The sequence below is a fragment of the Aestuariivita sp. genome (assembly GCF_049276915.1).
Classification (GTDB): Bacteria; Pseudomonadota; Alphaproteobacteria; order Rhodobacterales; family Rhodobacteraceae; genus Aestuariivita.
This window is the reverse complement of record NZ_JBASXK010000042.1, coordinates 14,260-33,376: the sequence shown is the minus strand read 5'-3', so window position 1 is coordinate 33,376 and position 19,117 is coordinate 14,260. Positions and strand designations below refer to the sequence as shown.

17 protein-coding genes are annotated in these 19,117 nt (G+C 63.0%); 9 read left to right on the top strand and 8 right to left on the bottom strand.

The window, feature by feature from the left end; all coding sequences use genetic code 11:
- Nucleotides 1–272 precede the first annotated feature (272 nt).
- Both WAO69_RS04290 and WAO69_RS04285 read left to right on the top strand, forming a co-directional pair.
- Nucleotides 273–719 (top strand): thioesterase family protein, encoded by a 447-nt coding sequence (locus tag WAO69_RS04290; RefSeq protein ID WP_422176813.1) that lies wholly within the window; start codon nt 273–275, stop codon nt 717–719.
- 80 nt (nt 720–799) lie between these two features.
- Nucleotides 800–1,279: a DUF4177 domain-containing protein gene (locus WAO69_RS04285; protein WP_422176812.1), complete on the top strand. Its 480-nt coding sequence runs from the start codon at nt 800–802 to the stop codon at nt 1,277–1,279.
- A gap of 1 nt (nt 1,280) precedes the next feature.
- Here WAO69_RS04285 and WAO69_RS04280 read toward each other — a convergent pair whose 3' ends face one another.
- Nucleotides 1,281–1,538, bottom strand: a complete 258-nt coding sequence (locus WAO69_RS04280) for a BolA family protein (protein WP_422176811.1) — start codon at nt 1,536–1,538, stop codon at nt 1,281–1,283.
- Nucleotides 1,539–1,674: 136 nt separating this feature from the next.
- On the opposite strand from WAO69_RS04280, the gene WAO69_RS04275 reads away from it, so the two are divergent.
- The 4 genes from WAO69_RS04275 to cobT all read left to right on the top strand — a co-directional run bounded on the left by WAO69_RS04275 (nt 1,675) and on the right by cobT (nt 6,083).
- Nucleotides 1,675–2,301, top strand: coding sequence for a DnaJ domain-containing protein (locus WAO69_RS04275; protein ID WP_422176810.1), 627 nt, complete (start codon nt 1,675–1,677; stop codon nt 2,299–2,301).
- Nucleotides 2,302–2,518: 217 nt separating this feature from the next.
- Entirely contained in the window at nt 2,519–3,505 is a 987-nt protein-coding gene (cobS, locus tag WAO69_RS04270; RefSeq protein ID WP_422176809.1) for a cobaltochelatase subunit CobS, read from the top strand.
- An 18-nt stretch (nt 3,506–3,523) separates the two neighbouring features.
- A complete protein-coding gene (locus tag WAO69_RS04265) occupies nt 3,524–4,195 on the top strand; it encodes an aspartate/glutamate racemase family protein (RefSeq protein ID WP_422176808.1) in 672 nt (223 codons plus the stop codon).
- 10 nt (nt 4,196–4,205) lie between these two features.
- Nucleotides 4,206–6,083 (top strand): cobaltochelatase subunit CobT, encoded by a 1,878-nt coding sequence (gene cobT, locus WAO69_RS04260; protein ID WP_422176807.1) that lies wholly within the window; start codon nt 4,206–4,208, stop codon nt 6,081–6,083.
- A gap of 103 nt (nt 6,084–6,186) precedes the next feature.
- On the opposite strand, the gene WAO69_RS04255 is transcribed toward cobT, so the two are convergent.
- The gene (locus tag WAO69_RS04255) at nt 6,187–6,390 is read right to left on the bottom strand and encodes a hypothetical protein (RefSeq protein WP_422176806.1); all 204 of its coding nucleotides are present in this window, start codon (nt 6,388–6,390) and stop codon (nt 6,187–6,189) included.
- A gap of 144 nt (nt 6,391–6,534) precedes the next feature.
- Between WAO69_RS04255 and WAO69_RS04250 the strand changes: the two genes are divergently transcribed.
- From WAO69_RS04250 to WAO69_RS04240, 3 genes are all read left to right on the top strand, one after another.
- On the top strand, nt 6,535–7,740 hold the full coding sequence (locus WAO69_RS04250) for an alpha/beta fold hydrolase (RefSeq protein WP_422176805.1): 1,206 nt from the start codon (nt 6,535–6,537) through the stop codon (nt 7,738–7,740).
- 45 nt (nt 7,741–7,785) lie between these two features.
- Nucleotides 7,786–9,579: an aminopeptidase P family protein gene (locus WAO69_RS04245; protein ID WP_422176804.1), complete on the top strand. Its 1,794-nt coding sequence runs from the start codon at nt 7,786–7,788 to the stop codon at nt 9,577–9,579.
- A 90-nt stretch (nt 9,580–9,669) separates the two neighbouring features.
- Nucleotides 9,670–10,014 carry a DUF427 domain-containing protein gene (locus tag WAO69_RS04240; protein WP_422176803.1) on the top strand — a complete coding sequence of 115 codons (345 nt, stop codon included), beginning with the start codon at nt 9,670–9,672 and terminating at the stop codon, nt 10,012–10,014.
- A 52-nt stretch (nt 10,015–10,066) separates the two neighbouring features.
- Here WAO69_RS04240 and WAO69_RS04235 read toward each other — a convergent pair whose 3' ends face one another.
- The 6 genes from WAO69_RS04235 to ftsZ form a co-directional block, all read right to left on the bottom strand.
- The gene (locus WAO69_RS04235; RefSeq protein ID WP_422176802.1) at nt 10,067–11,335 is read right to left on the bottom strand and encodes a calcium-binding protein; all 1,269 of its coding nucleotides are present in this window, start codon (nt 11,333–11,335) and stop codon (nt 10,067–10,069) included.
- A gap of 154 nt (nt 11,336–11,489) precedes the next feature.
- Nucleotides 11,490–13,184, bottom strand: a complete 1,695-nt coding sequence (locus WAO69_RS04230) for a chloride channel protein (protein ID WP_422176801.1) — start codon at nt 13,182–13,184, stop codon at nt 11,490–11,492.
- Between the two features lie 172 nt (nt 13,185–13,356).
- Nucleotides 13,357–15,006: a DNA repair protein RecN gene (gene recN / locus WAO69_RS04225; protein WP_422176800.1), complete on the bottom strand. Its 1,650-nt coding sequence runs from the start codon at nt 15,004–15,006 to the stop codon at nt 13,357–13,359.
- 33 nt (nt 15,007–15,039) lie between these two features.
- A complete protein-coding gene (locus WAO69_RS04220) occupies nt 15,040–15,894 on the bottom strand; it encodes an outer membrane protein assembly factor BamD (RefSeq protein WP_422176814.1) in 855 nt (284 codons plus the stop codon).
- Between the two features lie 152 nt (nt 15,895–16,046).
- Nucleotides 16,047–16,970 carry a UDP-3-O-acyl-N-acetylglucosamine deacetylase gene (lpxC, locus tag WAO69_RS04215; protein ID WP_422176799.1) on the bottom strand — a complete coding sequence of 308 codons (924 nt, stop codon included), beginning with the start codon at nt 16,968–16,970 and terminating at the stop codon, nt 16,047–16,049.
- Between the two features lie 219 nt (nt 16,971–17,189).
- On the bottom strand, nt 17,190–18,815 hold the full coding sequence (gene ftsZ / locus WAO69_RS04210) for a cell division protein FtsZ (RefSeq protein WP_422176798.1): 1,626 nt from the start codon (nt 18,813–18,815) through the stop codon (nt 17,190–17,192).
- Nucleotides 18,816–19,117: the final 302 nt, after the last annotated feature.

The following is a 19,117-nucleotide window of genomic DNA, read 5'->3' as shown; positions in this document are numbered from 1 at the left end:
CTGAACGGCCAGATAGCCGCCTTGAGGCGGTCAGCCGGGCCAAAGCCCGAACGGCCCGCAGTTGCCGGAGAGACCCGAGCCGCGAAATCGGCGATTTCGACCGACTTCTTCAACACAATCCACCCATCCCGCGCCCTCGCGCGGGGGTGGCACTTGGGGGGGATGGGGTTCGGGGCCTGCACGGCAGGCATTGTCCCGAGCGGGATGGCTGCTTAGTGTCGCGCGCAAAACCGGACTGGATGCTCATGATAACGCCTCACCGCTCTCGCCTGATGACCGTGCGACCCGAATGGATCGATTACAACGGGCATCTGAACATGGCCTATTACAATCTGCTGTTCGATCATGGCGCGGATGATCTGTTTGCCGATTTCGGGATCGGGCCGGACTATGTCCAGAGCCGCGGGCTGAGCACGTTTTCGGCGGAGTTTCACGTCTGTTACCTGCGCGAGCTGAAAGAGGGCGATCAGGTCTATGTGACCTCGCAGCTGCTGGATATGGATGAGAAGCGGTTTCATTTCTTCCAGGAATTGCATCACGAGGATGGCTGGGTGTCGGCGACGGGCGAAGGTCTGGGGCTGCATATCGACATGAGCGGGCCCAGGGTCGCGGCGATGCCCGAGGATGTGCAGGTTAGGATGCGCGCGGTGCTTGAGCGTCATCGCCAGTTGCCCCGCCCCGAACGCGCCGGGCGCAGGATCGGTATTCCGGGGCGTTGAAACGCGCAGAAACCGGGGAAGCTCTGGCCCCGGGGGCATGACTGTGGTTTAGTTCCCCGCGGATTTCAGAGAGAGCGAGTATGGCGGAATTTGAGTACAAGGTCGTGCCTGCGCCCAACCGGGGCGAAAAGGCAAAAGGAGCAAAGACGCCCGAGGCGCGGTTTGCCCATGCGCTGGAAGCCCTGATGAACAGGCTGGCGGCTGAGGGCTGGGAGTATCTGCGCGCGGATATGCTGCCCAGCCAGGAGCGCACGGGGCTGACGGGATCCACGACGCATTGGCGCAACATGCTGGTGTTTCGCCGCGCGAAGCCCGGCAGTCTGGAGGCGTTTCAGCCGCGCGAGGTTGTGGAGGCGGTGCCTGTCGCGGCGCCCGAGGTGGTCACGCCGGTGCGGGTGGATCCGCCGCCCCTGCGCCCGGCTTCGGGGGCGGAGCGGATGCTGAAGGACAACGGCGTGGAAGAGCTCAGCGATGTGGCCGGCATGACCTCGGCGCTGAAGGCGCGCGCGGCGGCGGCGGCACGTGAGGATGGAACCGGAGAGGACAGTGCCAAGGCGTGAGTCAGCTGTCGATGTCCAGTGCCAGCGCATGGATGCGCCCGACCAGTTCCTTGCCCAAGGCGGCATGGACGGCGCGGTGACGGGCGATCCGGCTCTGGCCCTTGAAGGCCTCGGCACGGATGCGCACGTTGAAATGGCTTTCGCCGCCTTCCTGAAAGCCGGAATGGCCACGGTGGCTTTCGCTGTCGTCCACCACCTCAAGCTCATGTGGGGCGAAGGCGGATTGCAGTTTCCGGGTGATCTGGTCGGTGACGGTCATGAACGGGCCTTGTGTCAGGGTCGCGATGGGGCGGCATTTTTTTGCCGCCACCCCTTCTATCTTCTGTCTGACAGATTAAACTCCCATGTCCGAGTCGAAAAGAGCAAGTGGTCGTACAGCCGAAAGGGTAAATGAGATGAGCAAGAGTGATCCCTTCGGGTTTGACATGTCGGTGTCATCGGCAAAGAAGAAAAATCCGCGCGGGCGGCGGGGGATGTCCGGGGCGTCCGAGACCTCGACCCGGCAATGTGACCATGAAGGCTGCGAAGACCCCGGCAAGTTCCGTGCGCCCAAGGCTCCGGATGTTCTGGATGATTATTTCTGGTTCTGTCAGACGCATGTGCGCGAATATAACCAGAAGTGGAATTTCTTTGACGGCACCACCGAGGCCGAGATCAATGCCCAGCAATCCAAGGACAAGGTCTGGGAACGCCATACCAAACCCATGGGCGATCCCGAGGCGCGGGCCTGGGCGCGGCTGGGAATCGAGGATGCCCATCAGGTTCTGGGCGGCAATGCCACCAAGAACCCCGGTCGCGGAACTGCCGGCGGGCGCAAGCTGCCCCCCACCGAGCGGCGCGCGGTGGAAATCCTGGAAGCGCAGGACAGCTGGACCAAGACCGAGATCCGCAAGGCCTACAAGAAGCTGATCAAGGTGCTGCATCCGGACATGAATGGCGGCGATCGCAGCCAGGAAGAACAATTGCAGCTGGTCGTCTGGGCCTGGGATCAGATCAAGGTGAGCCGCAGCTTCAAGGAGTAGGAGTGTGCGGGCAGGCAGGTGCCCTGTCTGCCCTGAGCGGTGCAATCCTGCCCTGCGCGTTTGCAGGTTTGAGCGCAAATCGCTTTGAGAGGGTTGCAGATGTATTTTCCTGCCGTCCTTTGACTTGCGACCAACCGGAATATGTTGCACCACGGACAAGCTGAAAAAGAGACCCGCGCGGCTGAGGATTCAGGGGCGGGAAGGAAAGGACATTTTCATGGCTGACGGCGCTCTCGAGATGAATGCCAAACCCACCGAGGAGGTCTCGGTGCGCGAGGTCTTCGGCATCGACACCGACATGACCGTGCGCGCCTTTGCCGAGCACACCGAACGGGTGCCCGACATCGACCCGACCTACAAGTTCGACCCCGAAACCACGCTGGCCATTCTGGCCGGGTTTTCGCGCAACCGGCGGGTGATGATCCAGGGCTATCACGGCACCGGGAAGTCCACCCATATCGAACAGGTCGCCGCGCGGCTGAACTGGCCCACGGTGCGGGTGAACCTTGACAGCCACATCAGCCGGATCGACCTGATCGGCAAGGATGCGATCAAGCTGCGCGACGGAGTGCAGGTGACAGAATTCCACGAGGGCATCCTGCCCTGGGCGCTGCGCAACCCCTGTGCGATCGTGTTTGACGAATATGATGCGGGACGCGCGGATGTGATGTTCGTCATCCAGCGTGTGCTGGAGCATGACGGCAAGCTGACGCTGCTGGATCAGAACGAGATCATCACGCCCAACCCATATTTCCGCCTGTTTGCCACGGCCAATACCGTGGGTCTGGGCGATACCACCGGCCTTTATCACGGCACTCAGCAGATCAACCAGGCGCAGATGGACCGCTGGTCGCTTGTGGCGACGCTGAATTACCTGAGCCATGACGCCGAGGTGGCGATCGTTCTGGCCAAGGCGCCGCATTACAACACCGAGAAGGGCCGCAAGACCGTAAGCCACATGGTGACCCTGGCCGATCTGACCCGCACCGCCTTCATGAATGGCGATCTGAGCACGGTGATGAGCCCGCGCACGGTGATCACCTGGGCGCAGAATGCCGAGATCTTCCGCAATGTGGGCTATGCGTTCCGCCTGTCCTTCCTGAACAAATGCGACGAGCTGGAGCGCCAGACCGTGGCCGAGTTCTATCAGCGCTGTTTTGACGAGGAACTGCCCGAAAGCGCGGCCAGCGTCGCTTTGGCCTGAGCCCGCGGAGGGGCCTTTATGCATATCGGGCTGATCGGCGGGATCGGAGTCGCTGCCACGGTGGCCTATTACCAGCGGTTGACGGCGCGCGGTCCGATCGAGCTGACCATTGCCCATGCGCAGGTCAGTGACCTGGTCGAGAATGCGCGCAAGGATGATCGCCCGGCCCAGGCGGCCGTCTATGCGCGGCTGATCGACCGGTTGCGCGGCGCGGGTTGTGACTGTGCGGCGATCACCTCGCTGGGGGGGCATTTCTGTTTTGACGAAACCGTGGCGCTGTCATCCTTGCCACTGGTGAGTGCGCTGAGGCCGCTCGATCCGTATTTTCAGCAAGAAGAACTGGGGACCGTGGGCCTTTTGGGAACGGCGGTTGTGATGCGCAGCGGATTTTACGGGCACCTCGCGCGGACCCGCGCGGTGATCCCGGAGGCGGATCCCGAAGGGGTCGGCGCGCGCTATCAGGCGCTGGCGATCCGGGGGCGCGCGACGCAGGACGACAGGGTGTTCTTTGTCGCGGAAGGGCGCAAGCTGATGGAGCGGGGTGCCGAGGCGGTGGTTCTGGCGGGCACGGATCTGAACCTTGTGTTTGACGGGGCCGATCCGGGCTATAGGGTTGTGGATGCGCTGGATGTGCATGTGGATGTGCTGGCAAAACTGGCGAGCGGGCGCGTGACGCTGGACGAACTGTGAGACGAGAGACATGAACAAGCCAACCGACAACCCCGCCGATCCGTTCAAGAAGGCGCTGGCGGAAGCCACCAAGGTGATGGCGGATGATCCCGAATTGTCGGTGAGCTTTTCCGTCGACCCGGCAGGCCTGTCGGGGGATACGATGCGCCTGCCCCAGGTCAGCCGGCGCATGACGCGCGACGAGGTTCTGCTGGCGCGCGGCACGGCGGATGCGCTGGCCTTGCAGCACAAGTATCACGACCTGGCGACACATTCGAAATACGTTCCGCAAGGCGAGATGGCGCGTGATCTTTATGAGGCGATGGAGGTGGCGCGTTGCGAGGCGATGGGCGCGCGCGACATGCCCGGTACGGCGGGAAACATCGACGTCAAGATTGCCCATGAAGCCATGCGGCGGGGGTATGATCAGATCAAGGAGGCCTCGGAGGCACCTCTTGCGGTGGCCGCGGGCTATCTGATCCGGCATCTGGCCACCGGGCGCGATCTGCCCGTCGGGGCGCAGAATGTCATGGATCTGTGGCGCGGGTTCATCGAGGAACAGGCCGGGGGCACCCTGGAAAACCTGGACGAGATCCTGTCGGACCAGTCCGAATTCGCCCGTTTCGCGCGTCAGGTGATCCGCGATCTGGGTTATGGCGATCAGCTGGGCGATGACCCGGACCAGGTCGACGAGGATCAGGACGACGGTGCCGAAGACAGCGCCGAGGACGAGCAGGATCCCGACAGCACCGGATCGGATGACAGCGAGGAAGAGGACGCCGAGGCCAATCCCGAGCAAAGCCAGGAAGATCAGCAGGACGCCGCGCAGGCTCAGGTCAGCATGGATGAGATGGCTGATCAGGAGATGGGCGAAGAGATGGAGATGCCCGATGGCGAGGCCCCCATGGAGCCACCTGCCCCGCAGCCTGTCTCGGATGCCGATCCCGACTACAAGGTCTACATGAGCGACGTTGACGAGGAGATCGGTGCGGAAGACCTGGCGGATCCTGTCGAGCTGGAGCGGCTGCGGGCCTATCTGGATCAGCAGCTGGAGCCTTTGAAGGGCGCGGTGTCGCGGCTGGCCAACAAGCTGCAGCGCCGTCTGCAGGCGCAGCAGAACCGGTCCTGGGAGTTCGATCTGGAGGAGGGTATCCTGGATGCCGGGCGCCTGGCGCGGGTTGTGGCGAACCCGACGACGCCATTGTCCTTCAAGGTCGAGAAGGACACCGAGTTTCGCGACACTGTCGTGACGCTGCTGCTGGACAATTCCGGCTCGATGCGGGGGCGGCCGATTTCGATTGCGGCGATCTGTGCGGATGTTCTGGCGCGCACGCTGGAGCGCTGTGACGTGAAGGTCGAGATCCTGGGCTTTACCACCCGGGCCTGGAAAGGCGGTCAGGCGCGTGAGGCCTGGCTGAACAACGGACGCCCGCAGGTGCCCGGACGGCTGAATGATCTGCGCCACATCATCTATAAATCCGCGGATGCGCCCTGGCGGCGTACCCGGCCCAATCTGGGGCTGATGATGAAGGAAGGTCTGCTCAAGGAGAACATCGACGGTGAGGCTCTGGAATGGGCGCATCGGCGGATGCTGGCGCGGCGCGAGCAGCGCAAGATCCTGATGGTGATTTCGGATGGGGCACCTGTGGACGATTCGACTTTGTCGGTTAACCCCGCGAATTACCTGGAAAAACACCTGCGCGATGTGATTGCCATGGTGGAAAAGCGCAAGATCGTGGAATTGCTGGCCATCGGCATCGGCCATGATGTGACGCGCTATTACAACCGTGCGGTGACGATCACGGATGTGGAGCAGCTGGCGGGGGCGATGACCGAACAGTTGGCGGCGTTGTTTGATACCGATCCGCGGGCGCGCGCGCGGGTGATGGGGATCAAGCGGGCAAGCTGAGCCTTGGGGGTGCGCGCCTTGGGGAGCGGGCGCGCGACCGGTTGAGGGGTTTGGCAGCGCTCTGGCGGGGCTGTGATTGATGCAGCGGCCCTCCGGGGGGGATTTATCTGGCAAGATGAAGCGAGGCGGCGGTCTGCGCTGTGCCTTTGGCTTTGCGCATCAGGGCGCGCAATTGCGCAAGCGCGCCTGCCAGGCGGGCGCGATTGGCCTGGCGCAGGTGGCGGGCTGCGTGTTGCTCGGCGGCGGTGAGGGCGCGGTGGGTGTCAGGCAGATGGCGCAGCAAGGCGGTGTCTGTGGGGGGTGTCATGGTCGGCTCTCCTTGTGTGTCTCTGGGCACTGTGCCTGTCGCGGATCGGGCGCGCTTGAAGAGAACCTTTAGAAACGCCCTATTTTATCCTGTGATTGGCCTGAGTTCTTGCCGGATCGCGCGATCCGGTGTTTCGTGCAGGTGATGGAGTATCGTTTTGCCACCTGTGTTCTGGATGAGGCGCAGCGTCTGTTGATGCGCGCGGGTGCCCCGGTTTCGGTGGAGCCGCAGGTGTTCGATCTGTTGGCCTTGCTGGTGCGCAATGCCGGTCGGGTCGTGAGCAAGGACGAGATCGTCGATGCGGTCTGGGGCGGGCGGATCGTGTCGGAAAGCGCGATCAGTGCGCGCATCGCGGCGGCTCGCAAGGCTGTGGGTGATGATGGCACGCGCCAGGCGGTGATCCGCACCGTGTCGCGGCGGGGATTGCAGATGGTGGCAGAGGTCGCCAGCCCGGATGTACCGGTGGCAGCGGCACGCCCTGCCCGGCCTGACATCTCCGAGAGCCGCCGCATCCGCTATACGACGAATGCGCGCGGACACTCTGTTGCCTTTGCTGTTGGCGGCACCGGGGTGCCCGTGCTGCGTGCGGGCTATACCATGACCGATATCGCAGCTGAATGGGAGAGCACGTCGGACCGGCGCATGATCGAGGCGATCGAGGCGCGCTGCCGTCTGGTGCGGTTTGATTTCGTGGGCTTTGGCCAATCGGCCCAGCCGGTCGATACGGTCGATTTCGACGCCGCTGCAGACGATATTCGTGCGGCGGCGGATGCGGCCGGGTTTGATCGGTTCGCGCTGTTTTCGCAATCGGGGGGCCTGCATTCCGCGCTGCGCTTTGCGGCCCTTTATCCGGATCGTGTAAGCCGGCTGGTCATCATGGGTGGATATGTCGATGGGCGCATGCGCCGCGCCCATAGCCCCGATACGGATCCGATCCGCGGCCTGATCCAGGAAGGCTGGCAAAGGCGCGATTCGGGATTTTCGGTAGCCTATCTGTTGAGCTATTTCCCCGAAGGTCCGCTGGAGCGCCTGCACGAGATGGCCACTTTGATGCAGGGGTCGTGCACGCCCGAGACCGTGTTGCTGCAGCGCGATGCGAGCAATCATGTGTCCAACAGCGCGTTGTTGCCGCTGATCCGCTGCCCCACGTTGATCCTGCATGGCAGCCGTGATGGGGTGCATCCGCTGTCAGAGGCGCGCAAACTGGCTGCCGGAATTGCACATGCCGAACTGATGGTACTGGACACAGCCAATCATGCGCCTTTGTACGGGCAGCCGAAATGGGAGCAGTTCATGTCGGACCTGCTGGATTTTCTCACCGATGATGCGGCACCCTCCCCCTTGAACTGAGCGCTGGAAAGCGCATTGTCGGGCAAGGGCAAGACGGAGAGCAGCATGTTCCAGACATTTGACGTGACCGCGCGACCGGAACAGGGGCCTCCCCGGTTGGCGGCTTTGCGGGCAGAATTGCAGGCCGAGGGTCTGGATGGCTTTATCGTGCCGCGCGCGGATGCGCACCAGGGCGAATATGTGGCTGCGCGCGATGAACGGCTGGGCTGGTTGACCGGCTTTACCGGATCGGCGGGGTTCGCGGTGGCGCTGCGCGATGTCGCGGGCGTGTTCATCGACGGGCGCTATCGCACGCAGGTCAAGGCGCAGGTGGCGCTGGATCACTTTACGCCGGTGCCCTGGCCCGAGGTCTCGCTGGCGGTCTGGCTGCGTGAACACTTGCCCGATGGCGGCCGGGTGGGCTTTGATCCATGGCTGATGTCGCAGTCGCAGGTGGCCCAGGCGCGCAATGCGCTGGAGGGCAGCGAGGTGGAACTGGTGGCGGTGGCGGACAACCTGGTGGATCGGATCTGGGCCGATCAGCCCGCGCCGCCCATGGCTCCGGCCAAGGTGCATCCTCTGGAATTTGCCGGAGAAAGCCATGGCGACAAGCGTGCGCGTCTGGCCAAAGGCCTGCGCGAGCGCGGGTTTGCGGCTGCGGTGATCACCCTGCCTGACAGCATTGCATGGTTGTTCAACATTCGCGGGGCCGATGTGCCGCGCAATCCGGTGATGCATGGTTTTGCGATCCTGCGTGCCGATGGCAGCGCTGTGCTGTTTGCGCAGGGTGAAAAGCTTGCCGGTCTTGGCGATCACCTTGGGGACGGCGTCGCGGTCGAGCCGCCCGTGGGGTTCCGGGACGCGGTGGCGGCTTTGGCGGGGCGCGTTCTGCTGGATGGGGACACGGTGCCATTCGCGATACATGAGGCCTGCGCCGAGGCCGTGCTGGATCAGGATCCTTGTGCGCTGCCCAAGGCCTGCAAGAACCCGGTCGAGATCGCCGGAACCGCTGCGGCGCATCTGCGCGATGCGGTGGCCATGATCGAGCTGCTGGCCTGGCTGGATGCGCAGGCGCCGGGTACGCTGAGTGAAAGCCAGGTGGTGACGCAGCTGGAAGAGCAGCGACGGCGCGACAACTCTCTGCAGGATATCTCGTTCGATACGATTTCGGGCACCGGGCCGAATGGCGCGATCATGCATTACCGGGTGACCGAGGAGACCGACAGCGTGCTGGAGGATGGGCATCTTCTGGTGCTGGACAGCGGCGGGCATTATCTGGATGGCACCACCGACATCACCCGCACGATTGCCATCGGCTCTGTCGGAGATGAAGAAAAACGCTGCTATACCCGTGTGTTGCAGGGCATGATTGCCATGTCACGGCTGCGCTGGCCGCGCGGGCTGGCAGGCCGCGATATCGAAATGGCCGGGCGCATGCCGCTTTGGCTGGCGCATCAGGATTTCAACCATGGGCTGGGGCATGGTGTGGGCACGTATCTGAGCGTGCATGAGGGGCCGCAGCGGCTGAGCCGGGTCAGCCATGTGCCGCTGGAGGCAGGCATGATCCTGTCCAACGAGCCGGGATATTACCGGGAAGGCGCGTTCGGGATCCGGCTTGAGAACCTTGTGGTTGCGCAGGAGGCAGAGGTGCCCGAGGGCGGCGATGCCCAGCGGACCATGCTGAACTGGCGCACGCTGACCTTCGTGCCGCTGGATCGGCGTTTGATCCTGAAAGATATGCTGAGCCTGCCCGAGCGTGACTGGCTGAACGCCTATCATGCCGAGGTGCGTGAAAAAATCCGGCCACGTCTGGGCAAGGCGGCGCAGATATGGTTGGATGCGGCCTCTGCCCCACTCTGACATGCGGCAATCCGGTGTGTGCAGCGGATACCTGCGCGCAATGTGTCGTGGGCGAGAGACCATAAAATGACCGCAAGGGAGGGCCGGAACATGGCTGATCACATTCGTATTCGTAAAGCTGATGGCATCTGGACCGTTCGGTCAGGTGGCGCTGTTCTGGGCGAAAGCAGCAATGCCCTGGAGCTGACCGAAGGGGAGTACCCGTTCGTGATCTATTTCCCGCGTGAGGATATCGCCATGGCGTTCCTGGATCGCACCGAGAAAACCACCCATTGCCCGCACAAGGGCGATGCCAGCTATTTTTCCATCGTCAACAAATCCGCCACGGTGGAAAATGCGGTCTGGAGCTATGAGGATCCGATGGAAGGCGTGGCCGCCATCAAGGACCACCTGGCATTTTACGTCAGCGATCTGGTGACCGTAGAACGCGTCTGAGGCCCGCCGGTGTGGCAGGCCTCAGCAGAGATTCAGGGGTTCAACGCGGCGATCAGCCTGTCGTTGCCATCTCTGGCGGCGGTGCCAGCACCGGAGCCGGAGGAGGTGGCAGGACCGGAGGCAGGTTGGCCAGCCAGAGGGTCTGATCGGCCAGTTGATCGGCGGTCAGGCCGTTGACCTGCACCAGGGGTTCGCCCAGATAGGTGATGATCGCGCTGCCGCTTGCGCCGTCCGTCACGACCACGACATCCGTGGCGATCTGAGTCGGGGTCAGCGGTGTTCCGTCATTACCCAGCAATTCGATCCGTTCGACGTCGTCGGGGTCCTCCGTGCCATCGGAGAGCTGGAAATCGGTGATTACGACAGGCCCTGTGCCACCGGCTTGCACCGAGAAGAAATCGACGCCTGTACCGCCGCTCAGCGTATCGCCGCCATCGCCGAACAGGATGTCGTCATCCTCTTGGCCGAACAGCTCATCATTGGCGCCTGCAGGCTCGCCCGGGGCGTCGCGTGCATCCAGGATGTCATCGCCCAGACCGCCGAACAGGGTGTTCGAGCCCAAGGCATCCGTCAGCACGTCGTCGTCGGCTTCGCCGTCCAACGTGTCGTCGCCGGCGTCGCCGTTCAGAGTGTCATCTCCGGTGAAGCCCAGAAGGTTATCGTCGCCAGCGCCGCCAGACAGAAAATCGTCGCCCTCCCAGCCGTCAAGCGTATCGTCGCCCGCCGAGCCGAAGATATCGTCGTCCCCGGTCCAGCCAATGAGGCTGTCATCGCCTGCGCCACCGATGACCGTGTCATCGTCAGCGCCCGCATCGACAACGTCATCGCCGCTTCCGGCATTGATGAAGTCATCGCCATTCACGCCGTTGATCGTGTCATTTCCACTATGGCCATTCAGGCTGTCGTCGCCAAAGCCACCGTCGATCGAATCATCGCCCGGCCCGCCGCCGATCGTGTCGTCTCCGGCCCAGCCGCGCAGGGTGTCGTCACCGTCCGCGCCGCGGATCACGTCATCACCACCGGCACCCGTCAGGCTGTCGTTTCCACCAAAGCCGTTCAGAATATCATTGCCTGCCAATGCGTTGAAGAAATCGGCATTGCCGGTTCCGGTGAACACATCAGGGCCGTTCGTGCCCTGCTGGGTAACACTTCCACCGTCACCACCGCCACCGTCACCACCGCCGCCTTCGCCGCCGCCGCCTTCGCCGCCGGGAGGTTGGGGTGTCACAACACCAGTGTCGGTCGCTGCAACATCGTCATCATCATCAAAAATCAGCGCCAGTGCCGTCACAGGCAACAAGATCAATAACAGCCATTCCATATAACTTCCCCCAAAGTCATCTTTACCCAATTCCCCAAATTAGGCAGGTCGATGGCAAGGGGTAAACTGTTTTGTCTACAAACAGTTAATATTACACATGTGCATTCATTGATTGGAAACAGTGGGCTGTTCAGGCAGCCATTGTTGCCGAAATTCAGGAATGCTCTTCCTCGGCGGTTGCGGCCAATGCGCGGTTATATGCCTTGAGCGCATCGACCTGAAACAGGGCCCCCTGCAGCTCGGGTGCCGCGTTCTCGCCGGTCAGGGTGACGACAGGAATATAGGTATATGTCATGCCGGTGCGGTCAAAGGCCGGCATGGCCGCTTCCAGCGTGGCATTGGCGTCGATATAGATGCCCTCGGCGATCATCTCCCAGCATTCGCTCACCGGCGGGGCACGCGCATCATCAAGACCGCGCATCACCGAGGACACCCGGAACATTGCCAGCAGATAGGCCTGTGGTCCGGCGGCCAGGTGGATGCCGCGCCTTTCGAGCTGGGTAAGGAAGAACGACCGGTCCACAAGCCGCGAGGCCAGCGCCGTCGAAAGCGAGACCGCCACCATCACGGCCAGGCCGGTTTGCCAATCCCCCGTCAGTTCGAACACGATGAGCGTCGTCGAGATCGGAGCGCCCAGAACGGCCGCCGCGACGGCCCCCGTGCCGGCCAGCGCATAAAGTGTGTAAGAGCCTGACACTTCTGGGAAAATCGAGGTCGCGATGATCCCAAACCCAAGCCCGGTCAGCGCCCCGATCATCAGCGAGGGGGAAAACACCCCGCCCCCCATGCGCCCTGCGATGGTGATGGCCACCGCGACGACCTTGAGGATGCAGAAGATGATCACCTCATGCAGCAGCATGTTTCCCGCAAGCGCCCGCCTGGTTGTTTCATAGCCAACCCCGATGATGTGCGGGAACAAGATCGCGATGGCACCAAGCAGAAGGCCCGCAATCCCCGGACGTAGCCAGCGCGGCAGGCCGGTACGGTCCTGCACGTGATTGGCCACATCTTCGGCAAAGAAGATGGATTTCATCAGCGCAACCGCCACAAGCCCACAGATCAGACCCAAGAGGACAAAGGCCGGGAGTTCGACATAAAACTGCAGCGCGCCGTTCTGTTCGACGTTGAATTCGGTGATATCGCCGAATTCCAGACGGTTGATCACCGTGCCCGCCACAGAGGCGATGGCGATGGGCGCAAAGGCATGCACGGCAAAGTGGCGCAGCACCACTTCGAGCGCGAAAAGCGCGCCCGCGATGGGCGCGTTGAAGCTGGCCGAGACAGCCGCGGCCACCGCGCAGCCCAGAAGATCGCGCCCGGTTATGCCATCGGCCTTGATCCAGCGGGACACCTTGGTCGAGATCACGGCCGCCAGATGCACCACGGGCCCCTCGCGCCCCGAAGAGCCGCCCGAACTGAGCGTGATGAGCGAGGCCAGCGCCGAGGCAAGCCCGGCGCGGGTTTCGACCCGACCGTCGCGCAATGCGGCCCCCTCGATCACATCGGCGACCGAGCGCACCCGCGCATCATCGGTAAAGCGGTGCAGAATCGCCCCGACCACCAGCCCGCCGACAACCGGAATGATCAGGATCATGTACCACGGCAGGGATTCCGCATGGCTATGGATGTAATGCACATCATCCGTGCGATAGAGAAAGGCCTGAAGCGCCTCGATCCCCTTGCGAAAGAACAGGGCGGCAAAGCCTGCCGCGATGCCGATCAGCAGGGCTATGAACCAGAACTGCACCTGTGAGGGCCCCCGGTCACGCATCACGCGCCATCCCTCCTTGCAGGCGGACACGGCCTGGTCGGCTTGTTGCGACAGAATGGATCGGTTGCGGGCCATCATGGCACCTTTGCTGTGCTGTGCGACCTGTCTAGGCCAGAGCGCAAGGACAGAAAACCCCGTTCTGGTCAAAGAGATGCGAGTTCCCTGCCCCTGGGGCAACAAATCCGGGCGCGCCCGCGTTCAAGGGGGGCAAAACACCGGCCAAACACCTGGGCCGTGCAGCGCTATGCGCTCAGGCTTCCAGCAAGGCGCGTGCGGCTGCGCGGGCCTCGTCTGTGACGGTGTCGCCTGCCAGCATGCGCGCGATTTCATCGACGCGGTCAGCCTGCGGAAGTGCGCTGACCGTCGAGAGGGTCGCCCCGTTTGCCACGTGTTTTTCAACGCGCCAGTGATGGGCACCGCGCGCGGCGACCTGCGGGGAATGGGTCACGACCAAAATCTGGCCTGATCCCGCCAGATCGGCCAGACGGCGCCCGACGGCATCGGCGGTGGCACCGCCGACGTCGCGATCTATTTCGTCGAAGATCAGGGTGCGCCCGCTTTCGGTGCCGGTGAGACAGACCTTGAGGGCCAGCAGAAAGCGGCTGAGTTCACCACCCGAAGCGATCTTGTTGAGCGCGCCGGCCGGAGCGCCGGGGTTCGTTGCGACCGTGAAGGTCACGCTGTCCTGACCGTCCGGGCCGGGCTCGGCCGCACAGAGCTCGGTTTCGAACACGGCGCGATCCATTTTCAGCGGGGCCAGTTCGCCCATGACGGCCTTATCCAGCCCTTTGGCCGCCGTGGCGCGCGCTGCGCTGAGCCTGTCGGCAGCGCGCGCATAGGCGGCGGCGGTTTCGTTGACGGCTTTCTGGCGCGCACCGAGTTCGGCATCTCCGGCATCAAGAGCCGCAAGACGCGCGCGCAGATCATCGGCGAAATCACCGAGATCGTCGGGCGCGACCCCGTGTTTGCGCGCCAGCGCGCGGATGGCAAACAGCCGTTCTTCGGCCTGCTCCAATTCAGAGGGATCGAATTCGAGACTGTCGAGCAGACGCTCGACCCCCGATTGCGCCTCGCCCAGTTCGATCAGCGCGCGCGACAGGGCGGCCAACGGTTCGTCCAGCGCCTCGCCAAGCTGTTCGGCAGCCCCGTCCAGCCAGCGGGCCGCGTCGCTCATCGCGCCTTCGGCAGCCTCTGCGCCAAGCAACTGATTGGCGCGCACGATGTCGTCGCGGATGCGTTCCGAGGCCTGCATCATGCGCCGACGTGCATCCAGCGTCGCCTCTTCGCCCTGTTGCGGGTCAAGCGCATCAAGCTCACCCACAGAGTGGCGCAGGTATTCTTCTTCGGCGCGCGCGGCGGCAACCGAGGCTTCCAGCGTGGCCAGGGCCTTGCGGGCCTGCGCCATGGCGGACCAGGCTGCGCGCACAGCGGCCTGTTCGGCCCCATATGCGCCAAACGCATCCAGCAGCGCACGGTGGCCGCGCGGGTTGAGCAGACCGCGATCATCATGCTGACCATGCAGTTCGACAAGCACATCCGAGAGCGCGCGCAACACGTCTCCGCTGGCGCGGCGATCATTGACCCGTGCGGTCTTGCGGCCATCTGCCGTTTTGATGCGGCGCAGGATCAACTCGGGCCCGCCGGGCAGACAGGCCTCGGCCAGGATGGCCTGCGCAGGATGGTCGCTGGCAAGCTGGAATTCGGCGATGACTTCGCCCTGCTCGGCACCCTGGCGCACCAGCTCGGCGCGCCCCCGCCATCCCAGAACAAAACCCAGCGAATCCAAGAGGATGGACTTGCCGGCACCGGTTTCCCCGGTCAGCACATTGAGACCCGGCTTCAGCTCAAGCTCAAGCCGGTCAATGATCAGCATGTCCCGTATTTCAAGTGCGCGCAGCATGATCCGCCGTCGGGTGAATGCGACCCACCGCCCCTACAACCACTCGCCTTTGACCGATTGGCGATAGATCGACGCCAGCCAGTTGTCACCGCGCACCCTGGGTTCCAGTCCGCGGCCCGTCAGCAGGCTGAAGCTGTCTTCGTACCAGACCGTCGACTGATAGTTGAAGCCAAGGATCGCGCCTGCGGTCTGCGCCTCATCGGTGAGCCCCAGCGAGAGATAAGCCTCGACCAGACGATGCAGCGCTTCGGCGGTATGGGTGGTGGTCTGGAAATCCTCGACCACGACCCGGAAGCGGTTGATCGCCGCCGTGAAATGATCCCGGCGCAGATAATAGCGTCCGATCTCCATTTCCTTGCCGGCCAGATGATCAAAGGCAAGGTCGAATTTCAGGATGGCGCTGTCGGCATATTGGCTGTCGGGATAGCGCTCGATCACACCGCGCAGGGCCTGCAATGCCTGGAAGGTCAGCCCCTGGTCGCGCCCGACTTCGTCGATCTGGTCATAATAGCTGAGCGCCAGCAGATACTGCGCATAAGCGGCGTCTTCCTCGGCGGGATAGAAATCGATGTATCGCTGCGCCGCCGAGCGGGAATTCGGATAATCCTGGCCGATATGATAGGAATAGGCCTGCATGATCAGCGCGCGGCGTGCCCAGCTGGAATAGGGATAAAGACGCTCGATCTCGGAAAAGAACCAGGCTGCATCGTCGTTGCGCCCGCGTTCAAGTTCGAATTCGCCGCGTTCGAAGATCTGCTGGGGCGTGAAGGCTTCAAGGGATTGCGTGCGATCGGCGCTCCCTGCGCCGCCGGTCGAGCCGCCGCAGGCGCTCAGACTTGCAACAAGACAGAGTGCCAAGACCCATCTCAGCATCGCCTGCACCGTCATGCCTGCCAATTTGCCTGTCATGCGTGCCATTCCCTACCGCCTGAATCTGGCTTTTCGCCGTTCTTGCCGTCCGGTCTAGCACATTCATTTCCGGTGCAAAACGCTTTTAAGCGCAAAGATGCATGTCTGCGGCAGAGGATTGCGCTGCGATGTCAGGCGACCTGGGGGATTTCGCCCCAATGCAGCCCCACACCCGGCAAACGGGCGGTCTGCTCGGCGTCACACACGATCATGCGCGCCGCACCAGGCGTAGCGAACAGGCTGCGCAGCAGCGTATTTGTCAGGCTGTGGCCCGCGCGCAGACCGGTATAATGGCCAAAGATCGGCCCGCCCGCCAGCGCCAGATCACCCAACGCATCCAGCATCTTGTGGCGCACCGGCTCATCGCCGTGCCGCAGACCGCCGGGGCTGGTGACCATGTCGCCGTCAAAGACCACGGCGTTCTCACCGGGTGCACCGCCCAGAGCCAGGCCATTGGCCTGCATCATGTCCACATCCGCCTGACGACAGAAGGTGCGGCTGTCACAGAGTTCGCGCGCAAAGGCCCCGTTGTTCATCACCAGCGTCTTGCGCTGATGACCGATCGCGGCATCGGCGAATTCGATGTCAAAGTCGATCTTGAGCGTGTCCGCGGGCACCAGCATCGCCATCGCGCCATCGCGTTCGATACGGACCTCCTTGAGAACTTCGATCGCGCGCACAGGCTGGGCCAGACGTTGCAGGCCGCGCGCCATGATTCCGCGCACGAAAGGGGCGGAAGATCCGTCAAGGATCGGCACTTCGGGGCCGTCGATCTCGATCACCGCGTTATGGACGCCACATCCCGCAAGAGCGGCCATCACATGTTCCACGGTCGAAACCGACACGCCGGATGCGTTGACCAGCTTGGTGCACAGCGCCGATTGCTCGACCGCGCTCCAGATCGCGGGAACCATCGTGTCGCCATTCAGAATATCAACACGGCGGAACCAGATCCCGTGTTCGGCCGAGGCCGGACGGATGACCATACGCGCAGAGCGGCCGGTATGAAGGCCGACCCCTGAGAAGGTCACTGGATGTTTCAACGTGTTCTGCAAAGCGTGCCTGTGGTGCCTGAGTCGGGTCTGAGGCTTATATGTCCTCGGTACGCAACTCGTTAAAGGGACGTTACCGAATGCTCAACTCACTCTTTGTAACGGACTGAAACGTTTATGTAACATGTCGGCAGAACCCTGCTCACACAACCTCAAACCATTGAAAACAAATGGAAAAGGGCCGCCCAAAGGCGGCCCTTCCAACAGCGATTGTGACCGCTATCAGTTTGCTTGACGGCGCAGGAAAGCCGGAATTTCGATGCGATCCTGCTCGACCTCTTCCGATTGCACGGGCTGTGCAGCCACTCCGGGCTGCGGTGCGGACTGACGCATGACCGGTTGCTGGCGCGTCGGCTGCGTCGGTGTATCGGCCGCGTGACCGGTCATACGGTTGATCAGCGAATTGATCCCAAGCCTGCGTTTTTCGACAGCGGGAGCATCCTGAACATGCTCAGGAGCGGCAGGTGCCGGAGCTGCACGCTGCGCCGCGGCCCGCAGACGGGCCAGGGCCTCGGGGCTGGGTGTGCCCGGAGCGGGTGCCCGCGGTGCCACATAGCTGGCCGCCGGATCTTCGTCGTCCATGAGCAAGTCGCTCTGAGGCTGGAATTCCGCGGCGGCGGGTTGATAGGCCGGCGGCGGCAGTCCGTCATCGGGAGTTGCGTCGTCAAAGATATCCTCGCCCAGATCCTGTGCGGCAACCTGCTCGACATCCAGCGGAAACAGCGATGGCTCGGACTCTTCGGCGACCCGGTCAGACGCGCCAAAGGCGGCGTCGCCCAGATCAAGCGGGGCGGCATCGACCGGTTCCGGTTCGGCCATTTGCGGCGCTGCCAGAGGCTGGCTGAGTTTGCGGCGCGGCACCGGCATGTCGGTATTGACGTCACTGGCGTCGATGCCGGTGGCGACGACACTGACGCGCATCATGCCCTGCATGTTGGTGTCCAGCGTGGAGCCGACGATGATATTGGCCTCGGGATCCACTTCTTCGCGGATACGGTTGGCGGCCTCGTCCAGCTCGAACAGGGTCAGGTCATGCGACCCGGTGATGTTGATCAGCACGCCCTTGGCACCGCGCAACGAGATTTCATCCAGCAGCGGGTTGGCAATGGCTTTTTCGGCAGCCTGGATGGCGCGATCTTCGCCCTCGGCCTCGCCGGTGCCCATCATGGCTTTGCCCATCTCGTCCATCACGGCGCGCACATCGGCGAAATCAAGGTTGATCAGGCCGGGACGCACCATCAGGTCCGTCACACCCTTGACGCCCTGATAGAGCACGTCATCAGCCATCGAGAAGGCCTCGGTAAAGGTGGTCTTTTCATTGGCCAGGCGGAACAGGTTCTGGTTGGGGATGATGATCAGCGTGTCGACGACCTTCTGAAGCGCCTCGACACCGTCTTCGGCCTGGCGCATGCGCTTGGCCCCTTCGAACTGGAACGGCTTGGTCACGACGCCGACCGTCAGAACGCCAAGCTCGCGGGCGGCCTGCGCGATGATCGGCGCGGCTCCGGTTCCGGTACCCCCGCCCATGCCGGCGGTGATGAAGCACATGTGGCTGCCGGCCAGATGATCCACGATCTGCTCGATGCTTTCCTCGGCAGCCGCAGCACCCACGGTCGCGCGCGCCCCCGCACCCAGACCTTCGGTGACCTTGACACCCATCTGGATTTTCGACTGCGCCAGAGACTGCTGGAGCGCCTGGGCGTCCGTGTTGGCGGTCACGAAATCGACGCCGTCCAGCGCCTTTTCGATCATGTTGTTGACCGCATTGCCGCCTGCGCCCCCCACACCGAATACTGTGATCCGGGGTTTGAGTTCTTCCTGACCGGGCATCGAGAGATTCAATGTCATGGAACGTTCCGCCTGTTCTGCTGCCCGCACTGCGGCGGGGTTTATTCTTGCCTATCCACCATAACCCTAGCCCGACGTCACACGGGCGTCACGCAAAAAACGTGAAAATGCCGCAAAATATAGGGGATTTGGGGTCTGAACCCCCTCCATCTCCATATATCAGCAAAATCTTGCCAGTTCCGGCAGGCTGATGCGCATATATAGACGGAGCGCATTGGCGCGCACCAATGGCGTTCAGAGAATCACAGGTCATTCTGGGAAGACTGCTCGCCCGCCCGTAGGGTCTTGGCCCCTTGTGGATA

What these genes read in the sequence shown, in the direction of transcription:
- WAO69_RS04245 (WP_422176804.1), top strand. Translation starts at nt 7,786, where the DNA reads ATGTTCCAGACATTTGACGTGACCGCGCGACCGGAACAGGGGCCTCCC.
- WAO69_RS04240 (WP_422176803.1), top strand. Translation starts at nt 9,670, where the DNA reads ATGGCTGATCACATTCGTATTCGTAAAGCTGATGGCATCTGGACCGTT.
- cobS (WP_422176809.1), top strand. Translation starts at nt 2,519, where the DNA reads ATGGCTGACGGCGCTCTCGAGATGAATGCCAAACCCACCGAGGAGGTC.
- WAO69_RS04255 (WP_422176806.1), bottom strand. Translation starts at nt 6,390, where the DNA reads ATGACACCCCCCACAGACACCGCCTTGCTGCGCCATCTGCCTGACACC.
- WAO69_RS04235 (WP_422176802.1), bottom strand. Translation starts at nt 11,335, where the DNA reads ATGGAATGGCTGTTATTGATCTTGTTGCCTGTGACGGCACTGGCGCTG.
- WAO69_RS04275 (WP_422176810.1), top strand. Translation starts at nt 1,675, where the DNA reads ATGAGCAAGAGTGATCCCTTCGGGTTTGACATGTCGGTGTCATCGGCA.
- ftsZ (WP_422176798.1), bottom strand. Translation starts at nt 18,815, where the DNA reads ATGACATTGAATCTCTCGATGCCCGGTCAGGAAGAACTCAAACCCCGG.
- WAO69_RS04265 (WP_422176808.1), top strand. Translation starts at nt 3,524, where the DNA reads ATGCATATCGGGCTGATCGGCGGGATCGGAGTCGCTGCCACGGTGGCC.
- cobT (WP_422176807.1), top strand. Translation starts at nt 4,206, where the DNA reads ATGAACAAGCCAACCGACAACCCCGCCGATCCGTTCAAGAAGGCGCTG.
- WAO69_RS04285 (WP_422176812.1), top strand. Translation starts at nt 800, where the DNA reads ATGGCGGAATTTGAGTACAAGGTCGTGCCTGCGCCCAACCGGGGCGAA.
- WAO69_RS04290 (WP_422176813.1), top strand. Translation starts at nt 273, where the DNA reads ATGACCGTGCGACCCGAATGGATCGATTACAACGGGCATCTGAACATG.
- WAO69_RS04230 (WP_422176801.1), bottom strand. Translation starts at nt 13,184, where the DNA reads ATGATGGCCCGCAACCGATCCATTCTGTCGCAACAAGCCGACCAGGCC.
- WAO69_RS04250 (WP_422176805.1), top strand. Translation starts at nt 6,535, where the DNA reads ATGGAGTATCGTTTTGCCACCTGTGTTCTGGATGAGGCGCAGCGTCTG.
- WAO69_RS04280 (WP_422176811.1), bottom strand. Translation starts at nt 1,538, where the DNA reads ATGACCGTCACCGACCAGATCACCCGGAAACTGCAATCCGCCTTCGCC.
- recN (WP_422176800.1), bottom strand. Translation starts at nt 15,006, where the DNA reads ATGCTGCGCGCACTTGAAATACGGGACATGCTGATCATTGACCGGCTT.
- WAO69_RS04220 (WP_422176814.1), bottom strand. Translation starts at nt 15,894, where the DNA reads ATGACGGTGCAGGCGATGCTGAGATGGGTCTTGGCACTCTGTCTTGTT.